An 18,549-nucleotide genomic window follows, 5' to 3' on the forward strand; every position below is an offset into this window, starting at 1 on the left:
TAGATGGCATAAACATAGAACAGTTGCCTGCGGGTCAAAATCGATGAAAAATAACCTTTTTGGATAACCCGGCTAACCAGTGATGAGTGAACGCCTTCCCCTGCATGTCTTGCCGACCTTCGTTATCGCCGCCAGGTTGGAGAATTTGCGCGCCACGGCGCAGCAGGTGCATTTAACGCATGGTGCGGTCAGCCAGCAAATCCAGCTGCTGGAGCAGGCGGTCGGCTACCCGCTGTTTGAACGGCGCGGGCGCGGTGTGCGTCTGAATGCGGCCGGGAAAGAGATGCTGGCGGCGGTAGAGCCGGCGCTGCAGGCGCTGCAGCAGGGCGTTGCCCGCGCCAGGCGCGCCGCGGCAAGCCAGACGCTGCGTATCAGCGTGCTGCCGTCTTTTGCCCATTACTGGCTGTTGCCGCGCCTGCCGGCCTTCCATGAAGCCTGCGCCGATATTGCGCTGGATATCGATGCGTCGCTGACATTGCAGGATCTGTCGCAGCGCGGGTTCGATGCGGCGATCCGCATCGGCAACGGTCAGTGGGTGGGGCTGCAGGCACAGCGTATCGCGTCGGGCGATGTGCTGCCGGTCGCCTCGCCGGACATGGCGCGGCAGTGGGGAACGGCATTCGAGAACGGCGGCGATGTTCCCTTGCTGGAGCACGACGTCAGCCCCTGGCGCGACTGGTTCAATGCGCAAGGGCGCTCGCTGTGCGGGCGGCAACAGGCGTTGTTCAACGATGCCGGATTGTTGATTCGCGCGGCCGAGCAGGGGTTTGGCATCGCGCTGGCGAAAAAGTTGCTGGTGCAGGATGCGATCGCCGCCGGGAGGCTGGTGGCGCTGGCCGCGCCCTGTCGCCTGAGCGATGACGACGTTTATCTGGTGTGGCCGCAGACCGCCGGGTTGACGCCGGCGGTCTTGCGGTTGCTGCAGTGGCTGCAGCAACAGTTGGCGGCTATTTAACGGCGCAGCCAAGCCGGCTGCGAGGTGCCGAGCGCGGTTGCCGGCAGCACCCATTGCAGCGCCGTGCCCTGCAGGCTTAACGGGGCGCGCAGACGTTGCGCGGCGCCCCAGTCGGTCAGTTCCGCTTCCGAGTTTTCGTCGGTGGGGCCGGCCGGCGTCAGGGCTTGCGGCCGATAATGCGCCGGATAGGGATGCGCCAGCAGCAGTTGCGCCGTGCGCGCCAGCGACAGCCTTGCGTGGTAGCCGGTGCCGCGGCTCAGGCGCTGCGCCATACCGGTCAGCACCGCCGCCGCCATCAAATAGCCGGTGGCGTGGTCCAGAGCCTGTACCGGCAGCGGCACCGGCAAACTGGCGCTGCGCCAAACCATGCCCGCCTCCGCCAACCCGCAGCTCATCTGCACCAGGCTGTCAAAACCGCGCCGGGTGCGCCACGGCCCGTTCCAGCCGTAGGCATTCAGACAGACGTCGATCAGGCCCGGCGCCAGCGCGCGTCTTTCCTCCGCGCCATAGCCCAACTTCTCCAGCGCCCCGGCACGGTAGCCATGCACGATCACGTCGGTGTTTCTCAGCAGATGTTCAAACGTATGGCGATCGTGCGCATTGGTCAGGTTGAGGCGTGCGCTGCGCTTGCCCAGCATCACCTCGTGCTCGACGCCGGGGTCATCCCAACCGTAAGGATCGATGCGCAGCACGTCGGCACCCAAACCGGCGAGAAAACGGGTGGCGATCGGTCCGGCGAGAATGCGCGTCAGATCCAGCACCCGCACGCCGTGCAGCGGCCGGGCTATGGGCAGCGCCCAGCCCGGCGGCGGTGCTTCCGGCTGCAGCGAGGTGTGAATCAAGGGTTCGAGCGCCACGCTCTTGCCCTGAATATGTTGCCGCCACGCGGCCGCCGAGCGCATTTGGGCCGCACAGCCGCCGGCTTCGATCACGGCCTGCTCCAGCTCGCTCTTTTTCCAGCTCAGCACGCGCGCCGCCAGCGTGCCTTTGTCCGATGCCGGGCCCAGCACCTGTTCCACCGCTCGCCGATGGTGCGGCGCATTGGTATGCAGGCGTATCCATCCGTCTGCTGTCTCGTAGTCACCGGCCAGGGCGTCCCAGGCCGCAGGCAGCGTCCAACCCAACGGACGCAGCGTCCAGCCAAACCAGAGTGAGGCCAGGCGTTGATCGACCCAGACCTGCGGCGCTTCGGTTGCCTTGCGGAGAAGCAATTCGGCGCAGGCCAAACCGGCGGCGCTCCAGGCGGCGGTAGCCAATTCGGTGACGGGAAAAGCCGAAGGCAGTGCGCCGGTACCGCTTACGGTTAACCGGTCGCAGGGCGCGGGGCGCTGCCCGAGGCTTTGCCAAATCTCGTCAAGCAGAGTGTGGATCAGAGGCGTCATTGGCCACTCCTTGCGGGTCGTCGGAAATATAGCCTAGCGTAGCCCACCGCCGGCGGCCTTGCTAAGGCGCAACGTCGAACGTGCGGCCGTCGGCCAGCTTGGCACGTAGGCTGTGGGCCGCTACGCCGGCGAACGGCTGCTCGCTGAAGTTGGCGGTCAGCGTCGACCCGTCGCTAAACGTCGTCTGTTGCACCCAGCCGTCCCGATCGAGCCAGCGGAAGTCGGTCAGCGCTTTGTCCCACAGGGCCTGATGCAGCGGCCGGAAGGCGGCGTCGGCGCGTTTGATCGCCGGCAGGCGGGCCGCCAGGGTGGCGCGGCTCAGATGGAACATCGGCGCAGTGTTGTACAGCTGGCTGAGCAGACTGCGGGTGGTCTGAACGTCGCTGAACTTCAGATTGTCGTAATTCCAGTGGTGGCTGCTGACGATCGCATCGTGGAAAACGGCCTGGTACAGCGGCAGGCGGTAACGCGGATCGAATTCGACGGTGCGGTAGGGCTGTTTCACCTTGGCGGGGCGGAAGAAAAACGCCGGTTGGGCGTTGGGCCACCAGGCGCCGAGATAATAGGGCGAGGATTTATCCTGATTCATCTGTTTATCGCCCCAGCCGAATCCCCAGGTTTCCATGCCGTGGGCGAACATCAGGCTGCGGGCGGTCACCGCATTGCCGTCCTCCGAGCCGAGCGGCAGCTTAAGGGTGGCGCTGAACCAGGCCAGCCTGGCGTTGCGCGCTTCGGCCATTTGCGCCGCGCCGGTCGGGTGGTCGGGCTGATAGTCGTCGGAGACCATGCCGGTGCCGTCCACGTCGAGAAACAGGCTGTTCAACCCGGCCAGTTGCACCAACTCGCGCATGCGCCGTTGAGAATAGGGCAGGACGCAGCCCGGATTGAGGTAGTAACCCTGTTTGCCGAAGCCGGGTTTCTTGCTGCCGTCGGCGCGCACGATGGCGCAGGTTTCCCGCAGCGTCGTCGGCAGTTGCGCGGTGAGCCAGCTGTCGTTCACGCCGCGTGGAATGGCGGTATCGTAGGAGTCGTAGCTGGCGATCAGATAGCCGGCCGCTTTGGCGGCGGTTACCGCCTGCGGGTGCAGGAAGGCGGCGGTCCAGTTATCGGTGCCCAACCACAGGCGCGGCAAACCCGCCTGGCGCAGCGCATCGATCACCGGTTTGGCCAGCCCTTGCCCCCAACGGTCCACCGGGGTTAACCAACGCCCCAGCTCTCGCTGTGCCCGCTCCCGCACCGCAGCGGCCTGGCGCTGCTGTGCCTGCAGAAAATCGGCGTCATCCGGCGTGGCGTCCAGCGGAATTTGCGCCGTCAACGCCTGGTTGATGCCGTCGATCAGGGGCTGTTGCTGCCAGCCCTCCGGTGTTTTGCCCGCCAGCTGCAGCAGGAGCTTTCTGCTCTCGGCATCCATTTGTTGCCGCAGCCCGGCGGCGGCGGGAGAGGCAAGGTAGTGCAGCAACCCCGGCCAATCTTTGACGTCTTCCGCCGCCAGCAGTTTGTCGCCCCACAGGTAGACATGGGTGGCACCGATCAGCTTTTCGCCTTCGGGCGCCTGCTTTATCTTCTCGCGCAGGCTGCTGAACTGGCCGCTTTGTTGCAAATAGTCGCGGTAGCGGCGGGCGCCGGACAGCGGGGTGTCGCCGACGTGCAGCAGCACCTCGAATGCCTGCTGTTGGTTGAAGCGGTTGAACTGATGCTCGGCGCGCATCTCCAGCTTTTCCTGCGCGGCGGCGAAGGTGACCCGGTTGCTGAACGGCGTCAACATCAGCCAGCTGTAGACCTTGCCCTGGTATTGCTGGCTCCACAGCGGCAGCTTCAGATCCCAGTTGGTATCCAGCGGCGTCATTTCCGCCGTCAGATAATGGCGCCAGACCGCGTTGTCGAGCGGAATGCGGCTGCCTTCGCCGATCGGCAGCAACAGCGTTTCCGCCTGCGGCGGCAGGCGATACCAGTTTAGAAGCTGTGGCCGATCGCTGCTGAAGCTCAGGCGCAGATCGCCGTCCTCCAGCCTGGCGCTAATGTTGATCGCGCTCTGCGGCCAGCGCCAGCTGACGCGTTGTGGCGACGCAGTGAGATCCGCCACCTGTTGCGCGGGCTGCGCCAGATTGACCGGCACAGCGCCGGCGGCAACGCGCAGCGTGGCGGGATCGAGTTCAAACCGCGCGTCGCCTTGCTGCAGCAGCAGGGCATCGGCGGGAAAGCTGACGAGCAGCGCGAGCGCGAGCGGGGAAAGCCGGTGTTTCATCGGGGGCGTCCTTGAAAGATGAAGGGGGACAGTTTACCGATAAGCGCACTGGCGCCCAACGTTGTCGCAGCCTATTTGTGACATCGAAATATGATCGCGGTATTCCAGTTTATTTTTCGTTTAATAAATTAGCCTTTACTTCATTACCTGACGTCACTATACTCAGCCAAAATTTCGGTGGAGAAACCCAATTGGACAGTTGTAGTTGTAATAAAACAAATAAGGCAAGCTGACCAATTCTCTTCTGATTTGTTGCTTGCCGTTATCGGCGGGCAGCACCCCTCTCCAGTTATTCCTGAGCTGTGCATACCCGAATAAAAAACGTGTCCTGAGGCCTGACGGTTTCAGGTGAATTGAGTTGGACGTTATTATGGTATTCTGCAGCCACAGCCTTTTCCCTCCAGGCACAGCACGCTGATTCGCTGATTTATTTTCGGCGCGACTTTGCGTGTGCTAAACAGCACATGATTTTATCTCCTGCGGTTAATTAAGGGGACAGTCATGGCTATGACTCCTTTCGTTTTAAATTTATTGCTGGCAATGTGCCTGGGCGCGGTGATTGGCGCCGAGCGCCAGTGGCGCCAACGTATGGCCGGCCTGCGCACCAATGCGCTGGTAGCGACCGGCGCGGCGGTCTTTATTCTCAGCTCCATGTCCACCGATCCGGCCAGCGCCGGCCGCGTGGCCGCGCAGATTGTCTCGGGTATCGGCTTCCTCGGCGCCGGCGTTATCATGCGGGAAGGGCTGAACATTCGCGGCCTCAACACCGCCGCCACGCTGTGGTGTTCGGCGGGGATCGGCGTCCTGTGCGGCCTGGGCCAGCATTGGGATGCGGTGGTCGCCACGCTGGTGATCCTGTGCGCCAATATCCTGCTGCGCGAAGCCGCGCAGCGCATCAACCTGCAGCCGCACCAGCAGGCGACCGATCTGGAACTGTGCTATCGCATTCAGGTGACCTGCGGCGAACAGGATGAAATTCTGGTGCGCACCCTGATTCTTCAGGCGCTGAACGGCGTCGCCTTGCGGCTGCAGTCCTTGCGCAGCGCCGATATTTCCAGCCCGGGGCAATTGGAAGTGTGCGCGGAAATTACCGCTACGCCGGCTGCGCAAAAAGAAATTGAGGGTATTGTCTGCCGCGTCAGCCTGGAAAAAAGCGTGAGTGCCGTTCGCTGGCGCGTCGCGTCTGAATTACCGGTCTGATTAATTATATAAATACTTACTAACTTGATTATATGTTCAGGTTTATTCAGGCACGCCTGAATAACGCGGAACATTAAGGAGGCGTTATGGACGATGACCCCGGAAGGGAAATGATTTCTGCGTGGCTGACAGGGTAATCACGCTATTCAGTCACGCTAATTAAAAAATTCCACTCTGCGCACAGTCACCTGTTTATCGGGCGGGATATCCCTGTGCGCAGAACGAAAATAAGAGAATAGCGTTATGACTCAGATTAATGAAAGAACGCGTCGCCGTGATAAAGACGCGGTGACCTACGCCATTGCGCAAGAGGCGAGCAACAGCATCGCCCAAACGCTGGCGAACCTTAAGTGCAACCGCAACGGCTTGACCCAGGACGACGCCGATGAGCGGTTGGAGCAGTTCGGCGCCAACCAGGTCGCCCACGACAAGGCGCCGCATGCTTTGATTCAGCTGATCAAGGCCTTTAACAACCCGTTTATCTTCGTGCTGATGGTGCTGGCTGCGATCAGTTTCTTTACCGATTATTGGCTGCCGCGCCAGAGCGGTGAAGAAACTGAACTCACCGGCGTTATTATCATTCTGACCATGGTCACGTTGAGCGGGCTGCTGCGTTTTTGGCAGGAATACCGCACCAACAAAGCGGCGGAAGCGTTGAAGTCGATGGTGCGCACCACCGCCACGGTGCTGCGCCGCAGCAGCTACAGCGCGCATCCGCTGACGCTGGAAGTGCCAATCCGCGAACTGGTGCCGGGGGATATCATTCAGCTCTCCGCCGGTGACATGGTGCCGGCCGACGTGCGTCTTATCGCCTCGCGCGATCTGTTCATCAGCCAGGCGATTTTGACCGGCGAAGCGATCCCCATCGAGAAATACGATGCGATGGGCAACGTGGCGCAGAAGTCGAGCGACGGGGAGGTATCCAGCGAGAACGCGCTGCTTGAGCTTTCCAATATCTGCCTGATGGGCACCAACGTCGCCAGCGGCACCGCCACGGCGGTGGTGGTGGCGACCGGCGGACGCACTTACTTCGGCTCGCTGGCCAAGTCGATCGTCGGTTCGCGGGCGCAAACCGCGTTCGATCGCGGGGTGAACAGCGTCAGCTGGTTGCTGATTCGCTTCATGCTGGTGATGGTGCCGGTGGTGTTGCTGATCAACGGCTTCACCAAAGGCGACTGGAGCGAGGCGGCGCTGTTCGCACTGGCGGTGGCGGTTGGTCTGACGCCGGAAATGCTGCCGATGATCGTCAGCTCCAACCTGGCGAAAGGGGCGATCGCCATGTCGCGCCGCAAGGTGGTGGTGAAGCGCCTGAACGCCATTCAGAACTTCGGCGCCATGGACGTGCTCTGCACCGACAAGACCGGCACCCTGACCCAGGACCGTATCATTCTCGAGCACCATATCGACGTCACGGGCGCCAGGGATAACGAGGTGCTGCACCTGGCCTGGCTGAACAGCTTCCATCAGAGCGGCATGAAGAACCTGATGGACCAGGCGGTGATCCGCTTCGGGCGCGGCAAACCGGGGATCGAAGCCCTGGGCCGTTTCAGCAAGGTGGATGAGCTGCCGTTCGACTTCGTGCGCCGCCGGCTGTCGATCGTGGTGGCGGACGAAAATGGCAAGCAGCAGCTGATCTGTAAGGGCGCGGTAGAGGAGATGCTCGAGATCGCCACTCACGTGCGTGAAGGCGACAAGACGCTGGAACTGGACGACGCGCGCCGTGCGGCGCTGCAGGCGCTGGCCCGCGAGTATAACGAAGACGGCTTCCGCGTGCTGGTGCTGGCGACGCGCGAGCTGGATGCGCAACGCCCGGCCGACCCGCTGAGCGTGGCCGACGAGCGCGACATGGTGGTGCAAGGGCTGCTGACCTTCCTCGATCCGCCGAAGGAGAGCGCGCAGCAGGCGATCGCCGCGCTGCAGGAAAACGGCGTGACGGTGAAGGTGCTGACCGGCGACAACCCGGTGATCACCTGCAAGATTTGCCGCGACGTTGGGCTGGAACCGGGTGAACCGCTCTCCGGGCTGCGAATTGAACAGATGGATGACGAAGAACTGGCGCGCGAAGTGGAGCAGCGCACGGTCTTCACCAAACTGACGCCGCTGCAAAAATCGCGGGTGCTGAAAATGCTGCAGGCCAACGGCCATACCGTCGGCTTCCTCGGCGACGGCATCAACGATGCGCCGGCGCTGCGCGACGCCGACGTCGGCATTTCGGTCGACACTGGCACCGATATCGCCAAGGAGTCGGCGGACATCATCCTGTTGGAAAAGAACCTGATGGTGCTGGAAGAGGGGGTGATCAAAGGGCGCGAGACCTTCGGCAATATCATCAAGTACCTGAACATGACCGCCAGCTCCAACTTCGGCAACGTGTTCTCGGTGCTGGTGGCCAGCGCCTTCATCCCGTTCCTGCCGATGCTGGCGATCCATCTGTTGATTCAAAACCTGATGTACGACATTTCCCAGCTGTCGCTGCCGTGGGACAAGATGGATAAAGAGTTCCTGCGCAAGCCGCGCAAGTGGGACTCCAAAAACATCGGGCGCTTTATGCTGTGGATTGGGCCGACCTCGTCAATCTTCGATATCACGACGTATGCGCTGATGTGGTACGTGTTCGCCGCCAACAGCGTGGAACACCAGGCGCTGTTCCAGTCCGGCTGGTTCATTGAGGGGCTGCTGTCGCAAACGCTGGTGGTGCATATGCTGCGCACCCAGAAGATCCCGTTCATTCAGAGCACCGCGGCGCTGCCGGTGTTGCTGACCACCGGGTTGGTGATGGCGCTCGGCATCTACATTCCGTTCTCGCCGCTCGGCGCCCTGGTTGGCCTGCAGCCGCTGCCGTGGGAATACTTCCCGTGGTTGGCCGCTACGCTGGTCAGCTACTGCGTGGTCGCGCAGTTGATGAAGCGTTTCTATATCCGCCGCTTCGGCGAGTGGCTCTAAGCCGCCTCGGCGTTCACTTCGGGGGCGAAATTCTTTGCCCCCGCACCCCTACAGCAGTTTGTTGACCAGCAGGCCGAGCATGATGGTCAGCGTGAAGGAAAACAGCGTGCCGAGCAGCACATACTCGGTGCGCATCTTATCGTCGCTCTGGCGCAGATCGCCGAAACGGAAGATGGATTTGGCCGCCAGCAAAAAACCGATCGCCGGGATTTGCCCCAGCAGCACAAAGGTCAGGATCAGCGTTCTCTCCAGATAGCCAATCTGTTTGCCCGCGCGCAGCAGCGAGTCGTTGTCGGCCTTGGCCGAAGGCGGCATTTGCGGCGTCCAGCGCGCCAGCAGCTGCCCGATCAGCAGGCTCATCGGCAGATAAATCAGGCTGTAGGCCACCAGCACCAGGCCGGTTTGCCAACGCCCCAGTTGCCGCCCCAGCGCGGCGAGCAGTTCACCTGCATTCGGCGTCAGCCCCAGCCACAGCAAGGCGATCACCGCCAGATGCAATCCCTGATCGAGCAGGAAACTGCGGGCTGGGCTCAGGCGGCTCATCGCGGTGACTTTCAGCAGATCGATCAGGTAGTGGCTGACGGCGATGACCAGCAGGCTGGCCAGCACCTGAAGTGAGGAAAGCCCGCCGTGCAGCAGGCCGAAACCGGCCACCACCCAGGCGGCCAACACCCCGTGCAGCAACGCGTGCAACACCAGAAAACGTGAACGTGCGCGATGTTGGATTTTATCTTCCACCCAACTCAGCGGCTGCAGCGGAAAATCCGCCAGCAGATGGACGAGCAACAGCCAGGCCAGCAAGGGCGCATAGGTCAGATCCATAGTCAGACGATCCTGTTAATGGCGTGAATAAACCGCATGATTTCCTCGTAGGCCGCGCGTTTTAGCGCGGCGGAGACCGTGGAGGCGGCTTTCTGCAGCTGCTCCGCCACGGCGGCGCCGCTGTCGGCGAACATTCTCGCCTGAACGATGCGCGCTTCGGCCTGTGACAGGCGGCCAATCACATGATCTAACATCGGCAGCAGATCGCTGACAATGGCGTTTGTCCGATCGTTGTCGGTTTTCAGAGCCAGCCGGCAATTTTTTGCCATGGCGTCCAGCGCGCTGCCGGAGTTGATAAAGGCGCTGCCGTAACCGGCGGCGTCGGGCCGTTGGCTGCCCAGCCCGATGGCGATGCGCGCATCCCAGTGTGCGGCGCCCATCGCCCGCAGCGCGAGGCGAATGTACACCGCCAGCAGCAGCCCGTCCTCCGGGGCGGCCTGCGCCTGAAAGGCATCGCCGCGAAAGATTTCCACCAGATGCAGCCGCCCGTCGCGCCGTAGCCGATCGAGCAGGCTATGCAGCCCATTGAGGTAGTTGACGGTGTCTGACCGGCGAGAATCGACCAGATCGCCGCTGATAACGCTGATTGGCGTCGGCATGGCGTGTTCCGTTGTTTGCAGAGGGATGACTATAAATTCGCACCTGGATGCGAATATGTCAATAATTCGCCTGTGGATACGAATTTGTCAGGTTTTCGCCTGTGAAGACGAAACGAGGTTGGGCGAGCAGTGGGGGATGAACGGCCGGGAATGCGCGGGCCTGTCAGGCTCGCCACCGGCGGCGTAGAGGGAAAGTGGCCGGCGACCGGCCGTTCAGAAGCTTTTAACCAGCACCTCACGCGGCATTTCGCTGCCGTGTTTCAGCAGGTGCTCAAACGAACGTTCGCTGCTTTTCAGCTGTTGCAAAAACTCTTGCGGCGACAGATCGTGTTTTTTGCCGCTCATGTAAGCCAGCGCCAGTTCTTTTGCCTGATAGCGGGAGAAGTTGTACATGGTGTCCTCGATACGGTGAATGTCAGTGCTCACGATTGTAGCGAAAGAGCACATAATGAACAGTGGCTTTAGCGTATGGAATCGATAGCTGAAACTTAACTTGCCGGCTGCAACAGCTCGTCGCACAGGCGCTTGACCACCTGAGCCTGCGGCAGGCCGTTGTGCAACATCTGACGGATATGCTCCGAATCGCTGATGCCCTGGCGGACATGGCGCCCGACCGCCTGCAGCACGGCCCGATCCTCCTGCCGTTCGGCGCAACCGCTCAGCGCTTCGAGCGTGTGCAGGATGTGGGCGGTCAGGCTGCTGCGGCGCAGCGTCGCGGGATCGACGTATTCGGCGGCGAAACCGCTGCGATAGGCGTTGATCTTGTTGTAATGGGTGAAGGCATCGTATTCCGGCGCGATCGGCGTCCGGCGCCGCAACAGAAAATCAGCCAGCAGACGGCAGTAACCGACCAGCAGCACGGCGTGCGCGAGGCGCAGCGGCGTATCGCAGATGCGGATCTCCACCGTACCCAGCTCCGGTTTCGGCCGCGCATCCCAGTAAATATCCTTGACGCTTTCAATCACGCCGGCGGCGTTCAGCCGTTCGTAGTAAGCGTTGAATTCGCGCCAGCTGTAGATGTGTTCCAGGCATCCGTAGTTGGGGAAGGAATTCTGGGTGCTGAAACGGGAGCTGGCAAAGTGCGTGTCGACGCCCTGATACAGCGGCGACGAAGCGCTGAGCGCGATCAGCTGCGGAAAATAGGGCGTCAGCGCATGGCACAGGTACATTGCCTCGTCCCCGTCGTTGACGCCGAGGTGAATGTGTTGGCCGAACACGCAGGCCAGCTTGGAGAGATAGCCAAAGCGGCTGGCCAACTGCCTGTAGCGCGCGCTGTCGCTGATGACCTGTTTGCGCCAGTCGTTGCTGAGATGGCGGCCGCCGCCGCAGACGTCGCAGCCCAGGCGCTGTGCGCTGCGCCGGACGGTATCCGTCAGGGCGCGCAGCTCGGCGTGCAGCTCATCGAGATCGCGATGCACCGAACTGTTCAGCTCCACCATCGATTTGGTGAGCTCATGTTTGACGCGCCGGCGATCGCCGACCGCGCTGACCACCCGATCGGCCCGATCCGTAAGATCGTAGCGCTCGTCATCGACCAGCTGCAGCTCTATTTCAGTGCCGATGGAGAGCCTTTCCGAACGTTTGAATGTGAGCGGCATGGCGCCTCCCCCCAATACGCAACGTTAATTCAGTATAAGTCGCGGGGGGAGGCTTTGCCGCAGAAGGAGGGCTTAATGCAGTTCGGCGCCGCTGCGGTCGGCCAGCGCTTCCAGCAGCGGGGCAGAAGGCACGAAGAACAGGGTGCCGGTCACCGCGTGGCTAAAATCGAGCAGCCGATCGTAGTTGCCGGCCGGGCGGCCGATAAACATGTTTTCCAGCATCTGCTCGATCGGCTGCGGGGAGCGCGCATAGCCGATAAAGTAGGTGCCGAATTCGCGCAGGCCGGGGCGGCCGAACGGCATGTTGTCGCGCAGAATTTTCACCTCGTTGCCTTGCTCGTCGGTGATGGTGGTCAGCGAACTGTGCGATGACGACGGTTTGACCGCTTCATCCAGCTCGATGTTGGACTGCTTATGGCGGCCGATGATCTTCTCCTGCGTTTCCACGCTGAGCGAGTTCCAGCCCTGCATATCATGCAGGTATTTTTGCACCAGCACATAGCTGCCGCCGCTGAACGCCGCGTCTTCGTCGCCGATCACCGTGTAGTCGAAGGCTTCGTGCCCCTCCGGGTTCTCCGTACCGTCGACGAAGCCGATCATGGCGCGCTGATCGAAGTAACGGAAGCCGTGCACCTCTTCAATGACCGTCACGGCGTCGCCGAGCTTGCCGACCAGCTGCGAGGCCAGTTCGAAACACAGATCCATTTCATCGGCGCGGATGTGTAGCAGGATGTCGCCGGGCGTGGCGACGGCGACGCGTTCCCCGCTGCCGATCGGGCTGAACGGATGCAGTTGGCGAGGGCGCGGCGCGCCAAACAGCGTATCCCAGGCTTCGGAGCCGAAGCCGCAGACGCAGGTGAGGTTGCCCGCCGGCGCGCGTTTGCCGACCGAGCGCACCACGGCGGCGATGTCGCCGCACCAGGCGCGCACCGCCGCCAGGTGGGCGGGAACGGGCGACAGGGTGGCGACGATGAAGATGGCATGGCGCGTCACCGGCGTGAATACGGCTTGCGGCGGGTGGTTATTTGCATTCATTGCATTCGGCTCCAGTGTGTTCGGGTGAAATAGGTCAAATCAAATTAAAGTGCTCGTCGGGTTTCATCGGCGGCGGCAGCGGGCTTTGGTCGTTCATTTCCAGCAGGTTACGCTCGATGGTGTTGCAGATGGCGTTTAACGGCAGATGGTTGGCCGATACGCCGAACGGATCCTCCAGCTCTTCGGCCAGTGAGTCCCAGGATAAGAAGGTATAGGAAATGAACACCGAAACAAACGGTGTCATGTAATGCAGGTCGGTCACCAGGGCAAAAGGCAACAGGCTGCAGAACAGGTAAACGGTGCGCTGCAGGATCAGGGTATAGGCGAACGGCACCGGCGTGCTGGCGAGCCGTTCGCAGCCGCCGAGGGCATGGGACAGTTCGCTCAGCTTGTTGTCGAGCAGCTCGAAGGTGATGTCGCTCAGCAGCCCCTGGCGGCGCAGCTTGCCGATCTCCTGGCCCAGCATCAGCAGGATGCGGTTGGTCGGCATCGGGCTGGCGATCACTTCCGCCAGCTCTTTGCTGGTGAGGTTGTGGTACAGATCGGCGGTCGGATCGGTGGCGCGCAGCTGATGCTTCAGGCTCCAGCTGAAGGCGATCAGCAGCTTGGCGACCTTCTGATGCACCGCCGGTTCGTCCGGCAGCAGGCTTTTGATCTGGCGCAGCAGGGATCGCTCGGTAATCAGCAGCGAGCCCCACAGGTTGCGCGCTTCGACAAAGCGGCTGTAGCCGGCGTTATTGCGAAAGCCGAGAAAAATGGCGATGGCGATGCCCAGCAGGCTGAACGGCGCGATGGTTAAATGTACGCCGAGCTGCTCGTACCATTGATAGCTGATCACCGCCACTATCGACATCAGCACGTTCAGCGACAGACGAAAGGTGATCTTTGACAGCACGGAACCGTGCCAGGCGAACAGGCGAATAAACCAGTTCTGGTTCGGGCGAATGATCATGACGTGGGGCTTCCTGGTGTTCTGCTATTGAGAATAGTCGATTCTTGTCCGGCGGCGTTAGGCCACCGGCGTCGATTGCCAGAGCCGCTGCGGGTGCGTATAGACGGTAGCGCGCCCCGGCTTGCTGAAGCCCACCAGCGTCAGGTTGCTGCGCTCGGCCACCTCGACCGCCAGGCGGGTGGCGGCGGAAACGGCGAACAGGATCTCGACGCCGCACATGGCGGATTTTTGCACCATTTCATAGCTGGCGCGGCTCGACACCAGCGCCGCCCCCTGTAGCCACGCCTGTTGGCTGCGGTAGCCCAGCAGTTTGTCGAGCGCCACGTGGCGGCCGACGTCTTCACACCCGCCGCTGAGTGCGCCGTCCGGCTGGATCCAGGCCGCCGCGTGGGTGCAGCCGGTCAGTTTCCCCACCGTTTGCACCTCCTGCAGCTGCGCCAACGCCCGGTCGAGCAGGGCCAAATCGAAGCGTTGCGTGAAGGGCAGCGGCGCGATGGGTTGGGCGACCTCCTGCAGCTGCTCCACCCCGCAGACACCGCAGCCGGTGCGGCCGGCCAGGCTGCGGCGCTTCTCTTTCAGCTGCATAAAGCGGCGGCTCGAGAGTTCCACATGCACTTCAATGCCGTTGCAGGCCGGCTGTTGGCGGATGTCGTAGATATCGTCGGGGGAGGCAATGATGCCTTCGGACAGCGAAAAACCGATGGCGAAGGCCGCCAGATCTTTCGGCGTCGCCATCATCACCACGTGGGAAATGCCGTTGTACACCAGGGCGACCGGCACTTCTTCCGCCAGCCAATCCTGTTGCGCCTGAGCCAGATCGTTGCGCTGCCAGACCGCGTGGCGCGACAGGCAGGCCGAATCGGCATCGCCGGGTTCGTCGAGAATCAAATGCTTGTTCATGATGGTTTCGCGGCGCCGGCGGATACTGCGCCGGCGTCAGAGTAGAGTCTGATGAGTGATAGTGGATTTTATCATAGATGGCGCCCTTGAACAGGGCGAAACGGGGCACCTCTGCCATTGCTTTACGGCGCGGTGCGCCACTGGCCTAGATAGGCGATGACCGCCCGCGTCGCTTCGCGGCAAATGGCCGCAGAGACGGTGCCTTCCCGCGCGTAACCATATTTCATGCAGGCGAACGCCAACTCTATGGCGATCAGAACGACGTCGGGCTCCGACGGCAGCGTCTCGAGTTCGGGCAGGTCTCGCACTTTTGCCCGGAACATCTCGCCGATCGTCAGGTTTTTGGCGGCGTGAGCCTGGTTTTCGGGTTCGGCGAACGCACCGCGCAGCAGCAAGACGCTCGCCGCAGGATGGGCATTGTAGTAGCGGGCCGTGGCCAACACGGCGGCATCCACCCAATCCTGCAAGCTGCCGGCGGTCTCGAGCCCCGACGCGCGCAGCGCCTGCGTCAGTTGCTGCATATGGGTCTGAGCCAGATGCGAAAACAGCGCGTACTTGTCCGGGAAGAACGGGTAAATCGCGGCGCGCGGCACTTCGGCCGCTTCCGCCAGGGCGGGAATGGAGGTTTTTTCCGGCCCGAGGGTGGCGAGCATCTGTTCGGCGGCGCTCAGCACTTTGGCCATGCGCGCCGCTGCGCGTTCCTGAACCGGCACGCGCGCATTTTTTTTTACTTGCGGCATCGCTTTTTCCGACATAAGTTGTATTTTATTAATCCGACATTTGTTGAATTATACGGATTTTCATCCCGGCAACCAAGTATCACGAGAGGTTTCGTATGGGTAATTACGCCAATCAATCTCACTGGCAGGACATTCAGCGATTCCTGCCGGAAAGCTTCCGGCTGCAGCCGGGGGAAGAACCGACAGAGACGTGGTGGCCCTGGCGGCAGTATCGCATCCATCTCGATTGCTACCGTCGCCCCGAGGCGCCGGTGAAGGTGATCCTGTTTCATGGCGTCGGTACCAACGGCCGGCAGATGTCGACCATCCTGGGGGCGCCGCTGGCGCACCGGGGAATAGAGACGATCGCCGTAGACATGCCGGGATATGGCATGACGCAGACGGGCAGACAACGACGGCGCGTGCGCTACGACGACTGGGTGCAGATTGGCAGCGATCTGATCGACGCGGAACGGGCGAGGGACGCGCGCCCCATTGTGCTGTACGGCCTGAGCGCCGGTGGGATGGAGACCTACCACGTGGCAGCGCTGAACCGGCAGGTGAAAGGCATTGTCGGCATGACGTTTCTCGATCAGCGTGAACAACAGGTGCGCGACGAGACGGCGTTGAATCGAATGATGAGCCGCCTGGGCATTCCCCTGGCGCGGCTGGTGGCCGCTACGCCGCTGGCCGGGATGGCGATGCCGATGGCATTGGCGAGCAAGATGCATGCGCTGGTCAATGACAAGACGGCGCTTAAGGCATGTCTGGCGGACGACACGTCGGCGGGGGCCTGGGTGACGATGCGCTTTTTAGCCTCGTACGCGGCGTACGCACCTGCCATTGAGCCGGAAGATTTCGACGTTTGCCCGATCCTGCTGACGCAGCCGGCGCAGGATCGCTGGACGCCGTTGCACCTGAGCGAACTGTTCCTCCGCCGCGTTCGGCGGGTACCAGTGAGCACCGTGATGCTCGAGAACGCCGGGCATTATCCCCTCGAGCAACCGGGCCTCGATCAGATGGTTGAAGCGGTATACCGTTTTTGCATCGCCGCAGCGGCGCAGTAGGGCGATAGCGCATCCTCCGAAGGCACCGCCGTGGCCCCGCCAGGTTATCCACAGTTTTGGTGGATAACGTGTGTGCAAGGGGCGGTGAAACGCTTAGCAGGCGTAAAAAAAAATCGCTCAGAAAATTATTATATTACGCGGGAAAGCGCGATCCGCAGGGGGATAGGGGGGTGCACGCGTTCGCATTTTGTTTATGCCTTACTGTGTAAATATACAGTTTGGTTATGATTATGCTGAGCAATTCAAGGTTGTATGCTTTTTCACCAGGTGACCCCCTGACGTTACCGCTGTTTGCCGATCGCGTGGCCTGCGGCTTTCCTTCCCCGGCGCAGGACTATGTCGAGAGCAGGCTGGATATCGGCAAGCTGCTGGTGCGGCACCCCAACGCCACCTACTTCGTGCGCGCCAGCGGCGAGATGGAGCGTGCAGGATGGATCAGGCACTACCGACAGATTAAGAAACTGAGCATCCGAGAAACAGCAGACGCGACAGGCTACAGTACTTCCCAAGTTTGTCGCATTCAGGCCTTCTATAAAGAAGTTGAGACTGATTAAAAAGCAGCCTTAATGTACAATAATTTTCGATATCCAAACTGACCCCATGAACAATCAATGAGTTAGAGGTAAAAGATGATTTCATACAAAAAAACCATACCTGCTCTTGTCATATTCGCTTTATCTAATGCTGTGGCCTATGCGAATGATTTCGACAAATCAAACGAAGCGATGGCAATTTCAGCAATAGGTTTTTCTGGCTCAAATGCTCGTGTTGCACATGATGTTTGTGGGGCACCCAATGAGAAAATTGATAAATATAAAAAACAAATAAAAGACTCATTAACTAGAACATTAAAGTATGAACAGTCAGGATTCGATACGCATTGGGATAATGGTTGGAAAAATGCTGATTTTTTGGTTAAGTCATTAAGTAATGATGAAGCCTATAAAAAAGAATATTGCCGAGAGGTTTTAGATGGAATTAATAATCCTGAAATGAATTAAGGATTATTCCTTATTCGGGGTTCTACGCCGGAACTCCAGATTTTTCCGTCCGCTAAAATTATCCCCGGTTGAGCAGCTTTATACCGTCAGCTCGCAGTGGACCATCAGGGGAAATGTGGCGGTACAGCGTTTGTCGGGTTATCCCAAGCTCCTGGCATAACGTACTGACTTTCGTCTCTGGCCGTCCCATTGATGCCATTGCCAGTCGCAATTTTATTGGCGTCATTTTGTAAGGCCGTCCGCCGTTCCTCCCGTGAGGCAAGGCCTGCCGCTGTTCTTTGCGGCGCTGTACGCAGCAGAGACCGACGGCCGCGCGCGACTGGCTCGACACCCGCTTAGTCCCGCTCTCTGGTCAAATGCAGGCTGACGTGTACAGCCTGCAGGCAGAGGATGTCGTCTGGCAACCGGTATCGCCCGCCGTCGGCGCCGTTCGCAATGACAATCCCTCATTCATCCTGCCCATCGATACGCCAACGGTCTGAGTGCCGCATTATCCACAGTTTTGGTGGGTATCATGTGTGTAAACACACGCGAAGAACGCCAAAAGCTGCAGGAAAAATCACTCAGAAAATTATTATATTACGCGGGAAAGCGCGATCCGCAGGGGGATAGGGGGTTGCACGCGTTCGCGTTTTGTTTATGCTTAACTGTATAAATATACAGTTTGGTTATGATTATGCTGAGCAATTCAAGGTTGTATGCTTTTTTACCAGGTGAACCCCTGACGTTACCGCTGTTTGCCGATCGCGTGGCCTGCGGCTTTCCTTCCCCGGCGCAGGACTATGTCGAGAGCAGGCTGGATATCGGCAAGCTGCTGGTACGGCACCCCAACGCCACCTATTTCGTGCGCGCCAGCGGCGAGTCGATGATCGACGGCAATATCCAGGATGGCGATCTGCTGATCGTCGACAGCGCCCTGACGCCGGAGCACGGCAATATCGTGATCGCCGCGGTGGACGGCGAATTCACCGTCAAAAAGCTGCAACGCCACCCCGACGTGCGGCTGTTGCCGATGAATCCCGCCTACGCGCCGATCGTGTTCGACGACGAGGCGCAGCTGGAGATCTTCGGCGTGGTGACCTTTATCGTCTACGCGGCGCGGTGACTTCGGTCCTTTTTTTCATTTTTTTC

General features: G+C 60.7%; 16 protein-coding genes and 2 pseudogenes. 8 read left to right on the plus strand and 10 right to left on the minus strand.

All coding sequences use genetic code 11. The annotated features are described in order from the left end of the window. Positions 1-79 precede the first annotated feature (79 nt). Positions 80-955 (plus strand): LysR substrate-binding domain-containing protein, encoded by an 876-nt coding sequence (locus tag WCL58_RS00165; protein ID WP_084827616.1) that lies wholly within the window; start codon positions 80-82, stop codon positions 953-955. On the opposite strand, the gene WCL58_RS00170 is transcribed toward WCL58_RS00165, so the two are convergent. Next, positions 952-2,337 carry a CoA transferase gene (locus tag WCL58_RS00170; RefSeq protein WP_336850267.1) on the minus strand — a complete coding sequence of 462 codons (1,386 nt, stop codon included), beginning with the start codon at positions 2,335-2,337 and terminating at the stop codon, positions 952-954. The genes WCL58_RS00165 and WCL58_RS00170 overlap by 4 nt on opposite strands. Positions 2,338-2,398: 61 nt before the next feature. After that, positions 2,399-4,582: a glycoside hydrolase gene (locus WCL58_RS00175; RefSeq protein ID WP_336850268.1), complete on the minus strand. Its 2,184-nt coding sequence runs from the start codon at positions 4,580-4,582 to the stop codon at positions 2,399-2,401. Between the two features lie 501 nt (positions 4,583-5,083). Here WCL58_RS00175 and WCL58_RS00180 point away from each other — a divergent pair. Next, on the plus strand, positions 5,084-5,782 hold the full coding sequence (locus WCL58_RS00180) for an MgtC family protein (protein WP_025303346.1): 699 nt from the start codon (positions 5,084-5,086) through the stop codon (positions 5,780-5,782). Positions 5,783-6,025: 243 nt separating this feature from the next. Then, positions 6,026-8,725 carry a magnesium-translocating P-type ATPase gene (mgtA, locus tag WCL58_RS00185; RefSeq protein WP_336850269.1) on the plus strand — a complete coding sequence of 900 codons (2,700 nt, stop codon included), beginning with the start codon at positions 6,026-6,028 and terminating at the stop codon, positions 8,723-8,725. Positions 8,726-8,773: 48 nt separating this feature from the next. Here the strand turns inward: mgtA and WCL58_RS00190 are convergent, their stop codons facing one another. The 8 genes from WCL58_RS00190 to WCL58_RS00225 form a co-directional block, all read right to left on the minus strand. Beyond that, positions 8,774-9,547, minus strand: coding sequence for a DUF3307 domain-containing protein (locus tag WCL58_RS00190; protein WP_070914616.1), 774 nt, complete (start codon positions 9,545-9,547; stop codon positions 8,774-8,776). Positions 9,548-9,549: 2 nt separating this feature from the next. After that, positions 9,550-10,146 carry a hypothetical protein gene (locus WCL58_RS00195; RefSeq protein WP_336850270.1) on the minus strand — a complete coding sequence of 199 codons (597 nt, stop codon included), beginning with the start codon at positions 10,144-10,146 and terminating at the stop codon, positions 9,550-9,552. 213 nt (positions 10,147-10,359) lie between these two features. Beyond that, complete coding sequence (locus WCL58_RS00200) at positions 10,360-10,539, minus strand: hypothetical protein (RefSeq protein WP_019453520.1); 180 nt, start codon at positions 10,537-10,539, stop codon at positions 10,360-10,362. A gap of 95 nt (positions 10,540-10,634) precedes the next feature. Next, positions 10,635-11,744: a YbdK family carboxylate-amine ligase gene (locus WCL58_RS00205; protein ID WP_336850271.1), complete on the minus strand. Its 1,110-nt coding sequence runs from the start codon at positions 11,742-11,744 to the stop codon at positions 10,635-10,637. A gap of 72 nt (positions 11,745-11,816) precedes the next feature. After that, positions 11,817-12,779, minus strand: a complete 963-nt coding sequence (locus tag WCL58_RS00210) for a Dyp-type peroxidase (RefSeq protein WP_047730421.1) — start codon at positions 12,777-12,779, stop codon at positions 11,817-11,819. Between the two features lie 34 nt (positions 12,780-12,813). Beyond that, on the minus strand, positions 12,814-13,731 hold the full coding sequence (locus WCL58_RS00215) for a bestrophin family protein (RefSeq protein ID WP_060420654.1): 918 nt from the start codon (positions 13,729-13,731) through the stop codon (positions 12,814-12,816). A 57-nt stretch (positions 13,732-13,788) separates the two neighbouring features. Beyond that, positions 13,789-14,631: a formate dehydrogenase accessory sulfurtransferase FdhD gene (gene fdhD / locus WCL58_RS00220; protein ID WP_336850272.1), complete on the minus strand. Its 843-nt coding sequence runs from the start codon at positions 14,629-14,631 to the stop codon at positions 13,789-13,791. A gap of 122 nt (positions 14,632-14,753) precedes the next feature. Next, positions 14,754-15,386, minus strand: a complete 633-nt coding sequence (locus tag WCL58_RS00225) for a TetR/AcrR family transcriptional regulator (RefSeq protein ID WP_193159230.1) — start codon at positions 15,384-15,386, stop codon at positions 14,754-14,756. Between the two features lie 80 nt (positions 15,387-15,466). Here WCL58_RS00225 and WCL58_RS00230 point away from each other — a divergent pair, with 80 nt between their 5' ends. The 5 genes and pseudogenes from WCL58_RS00230 (at position 15,467) to umuD (ending at position 18,523) form a co-directional block, all read left to right on the plus strand. Beyond that, entirely contained in the window at positions 15,467-16,417 is a 951-nt protein-coding gene (locus WCL58_RS00230; RefSeq protein WP_336850274.1) for an alpha/beta hydrolase, read from the plus strand. 224 nt (positions 16,418-16,641) lie between these two features. Continuing rightward, a pseudogene (locus tag WCL58_RS00235) lies at positions 16,642-16,833 on the plus strand (DNA polymerase V); the annotation flags it as partial. A 213-nt stretch (positions 16,834-17,046) separates the two neighbouring features. Then, positions 17,047-17,418 (plus strand): hypothetical protein, encoded by a 372-nt coding sequence (locus WCL58_RS00240; RefSeq protein WP_127554719.1) that lies wholly within the window; start codon positions 17,047-17,049, stop codon positions 17,416-17,418. Positions 17,419-17,720: 302 nt separating this feature from the next. Then, positions 17,721-17,900: pseudogene (locus tag WCL58_RS00250) on the plus strand (SOS response-associated peptidase family protein); the annotation flags it as partial. A gap of 188 nt (positions 17,901-18,088) precedes the next feature. Next, positions 18,089-18,523, plus strand: coding sequence for a translesion error-prone DNA polymerase V autoproteolytic subunit (gene umuD / locus WCL58_RS00255; RefSeq protein WP_060451656.1), 435 nt, complete (start codon positions 18,089-18,091; stop codon positions 18,521-18,523). The last annotated feature ends 26 nt before the right edge of the window (positions 18,524-18,549 follow it).

This window comes from Serratia sp. TMDUHS_CL (assembly GCF_037137105.1).
Classification (GTDB): domain Bacteria; phylum Pseudomonadota; class Gammaproteobacteria; order Enterobacterales; family Enterobacteriaceae; genus Serratia; species Serratia nevei.

Excerpts from the sequence above, each read along its gene's own strand:
- WCL58_RS00230 (WP_336850274.1), top strand. The coding sequence starts at position 15,467 with ATGGGTAATTACGCCAATCAATCTCACTGGCAGGACATTCAGCGATTC.
- WCL58_RS00170 (WP_336850267.1), bottom strand. The coding sequence starts at position 2,337 with ATGACGCCTCTGATCCACACTCTGCTTGACGAGATTTGGCAAAGCCTC.
- umuD (WP_060451656.1), top strand. The coding sequence starts at position 18,089 with ATGATTATGCTGAGCAATTCAAGGTTGTATGCTTTTTTACCAGGTGAA.
- WCL58_RS00175 (WP_336850268.1), bottom strand. The coding sequence starts at position 4,582 with ATGAAACACCGGCTTTCCCCGCTCGCGCTCGCGCTGCTCGTCAGCTTT.
- WCL58_RS00210 (WP_047730421.1), bottom strand. The coding sequence starts at position 12,779 with ATGAATGCAAATAACCACCCGCCGCAAGCCGTATTCACGCCGGTGACG.
- WCL58_RS00225 (WP_193159230.1), bottom strand. The coding sequence starts at position 15,386 with ATGTCGGAAAAAGCGATGCCGCAAGTAAAAAAAAATGCGCGCGTGCCG.
- fdhD (WP_336850272.1), bottom strand. The coding sequence starts at position 14,631 with ATGAACAAGCATTTGATTCTCGACGAACCCGGCGATGCCGATTCGGCC.
- WCL58_RS00195 (WP_336850270.1), bottom strand. The coding sequence starts at position 10,146 with ATGCCGACGCCAATCAGCGTTATCAGCGGCGATCTGGTCGATTCTCGC.
- WCL58_RS00190 (WP_070914616.1), bottom strand. The coding sequence starts at position 9,547 with ATGGATCTGACCTATGCGCCCTTGCTGGCCTGGCTGTTGCTCGTCCAT.
- mgtA (WP_336850269.1), top strand. The coding sequence starts at position 6,026 with ATGACTCAGATTAATGAAAGAACGCGTCGCCGTGATAAAGACGCGGTG.
- WCL58_RS00215 (WP_060420654.1), bottom strand. The coding sequence starts at position 13,731 with ATGATCATTCGCCCGAACCAGAACTGGTTTATTCGCCTGTTCGCCTGG.
- WCL58_RS00240 (WP_127554719.1), top strand. The coding sequence starts at position 17,047 with ATGATTTCATACAAAAAAACCATACCTGCTCTTGTCATATTCGCTTTA.
- WCL58_RS00180 (WP_025303346.1), top strand. The coding sequence starts at position 5,084 with ATGGCTATGACTCCTTTCGTTTTAAATTTATTGCTGGCAATGTGCCTG.
- WCL58_RS00205 (WP_336850271.1), bottom strand. The coding sequence starts at position 11,744 with ATGCCGCTCACATTCAAACGTTCGGAAAGGCTCTCCATCGGCACTGAA.
- WCL58_RS00200 (WP_019453520.1), bottom strand. The coding sequence starts at position 10,539 with ATGTACAACTTCTCCCGCTATCAGGCAAAAGAACTGGCGCTGGCTTAC.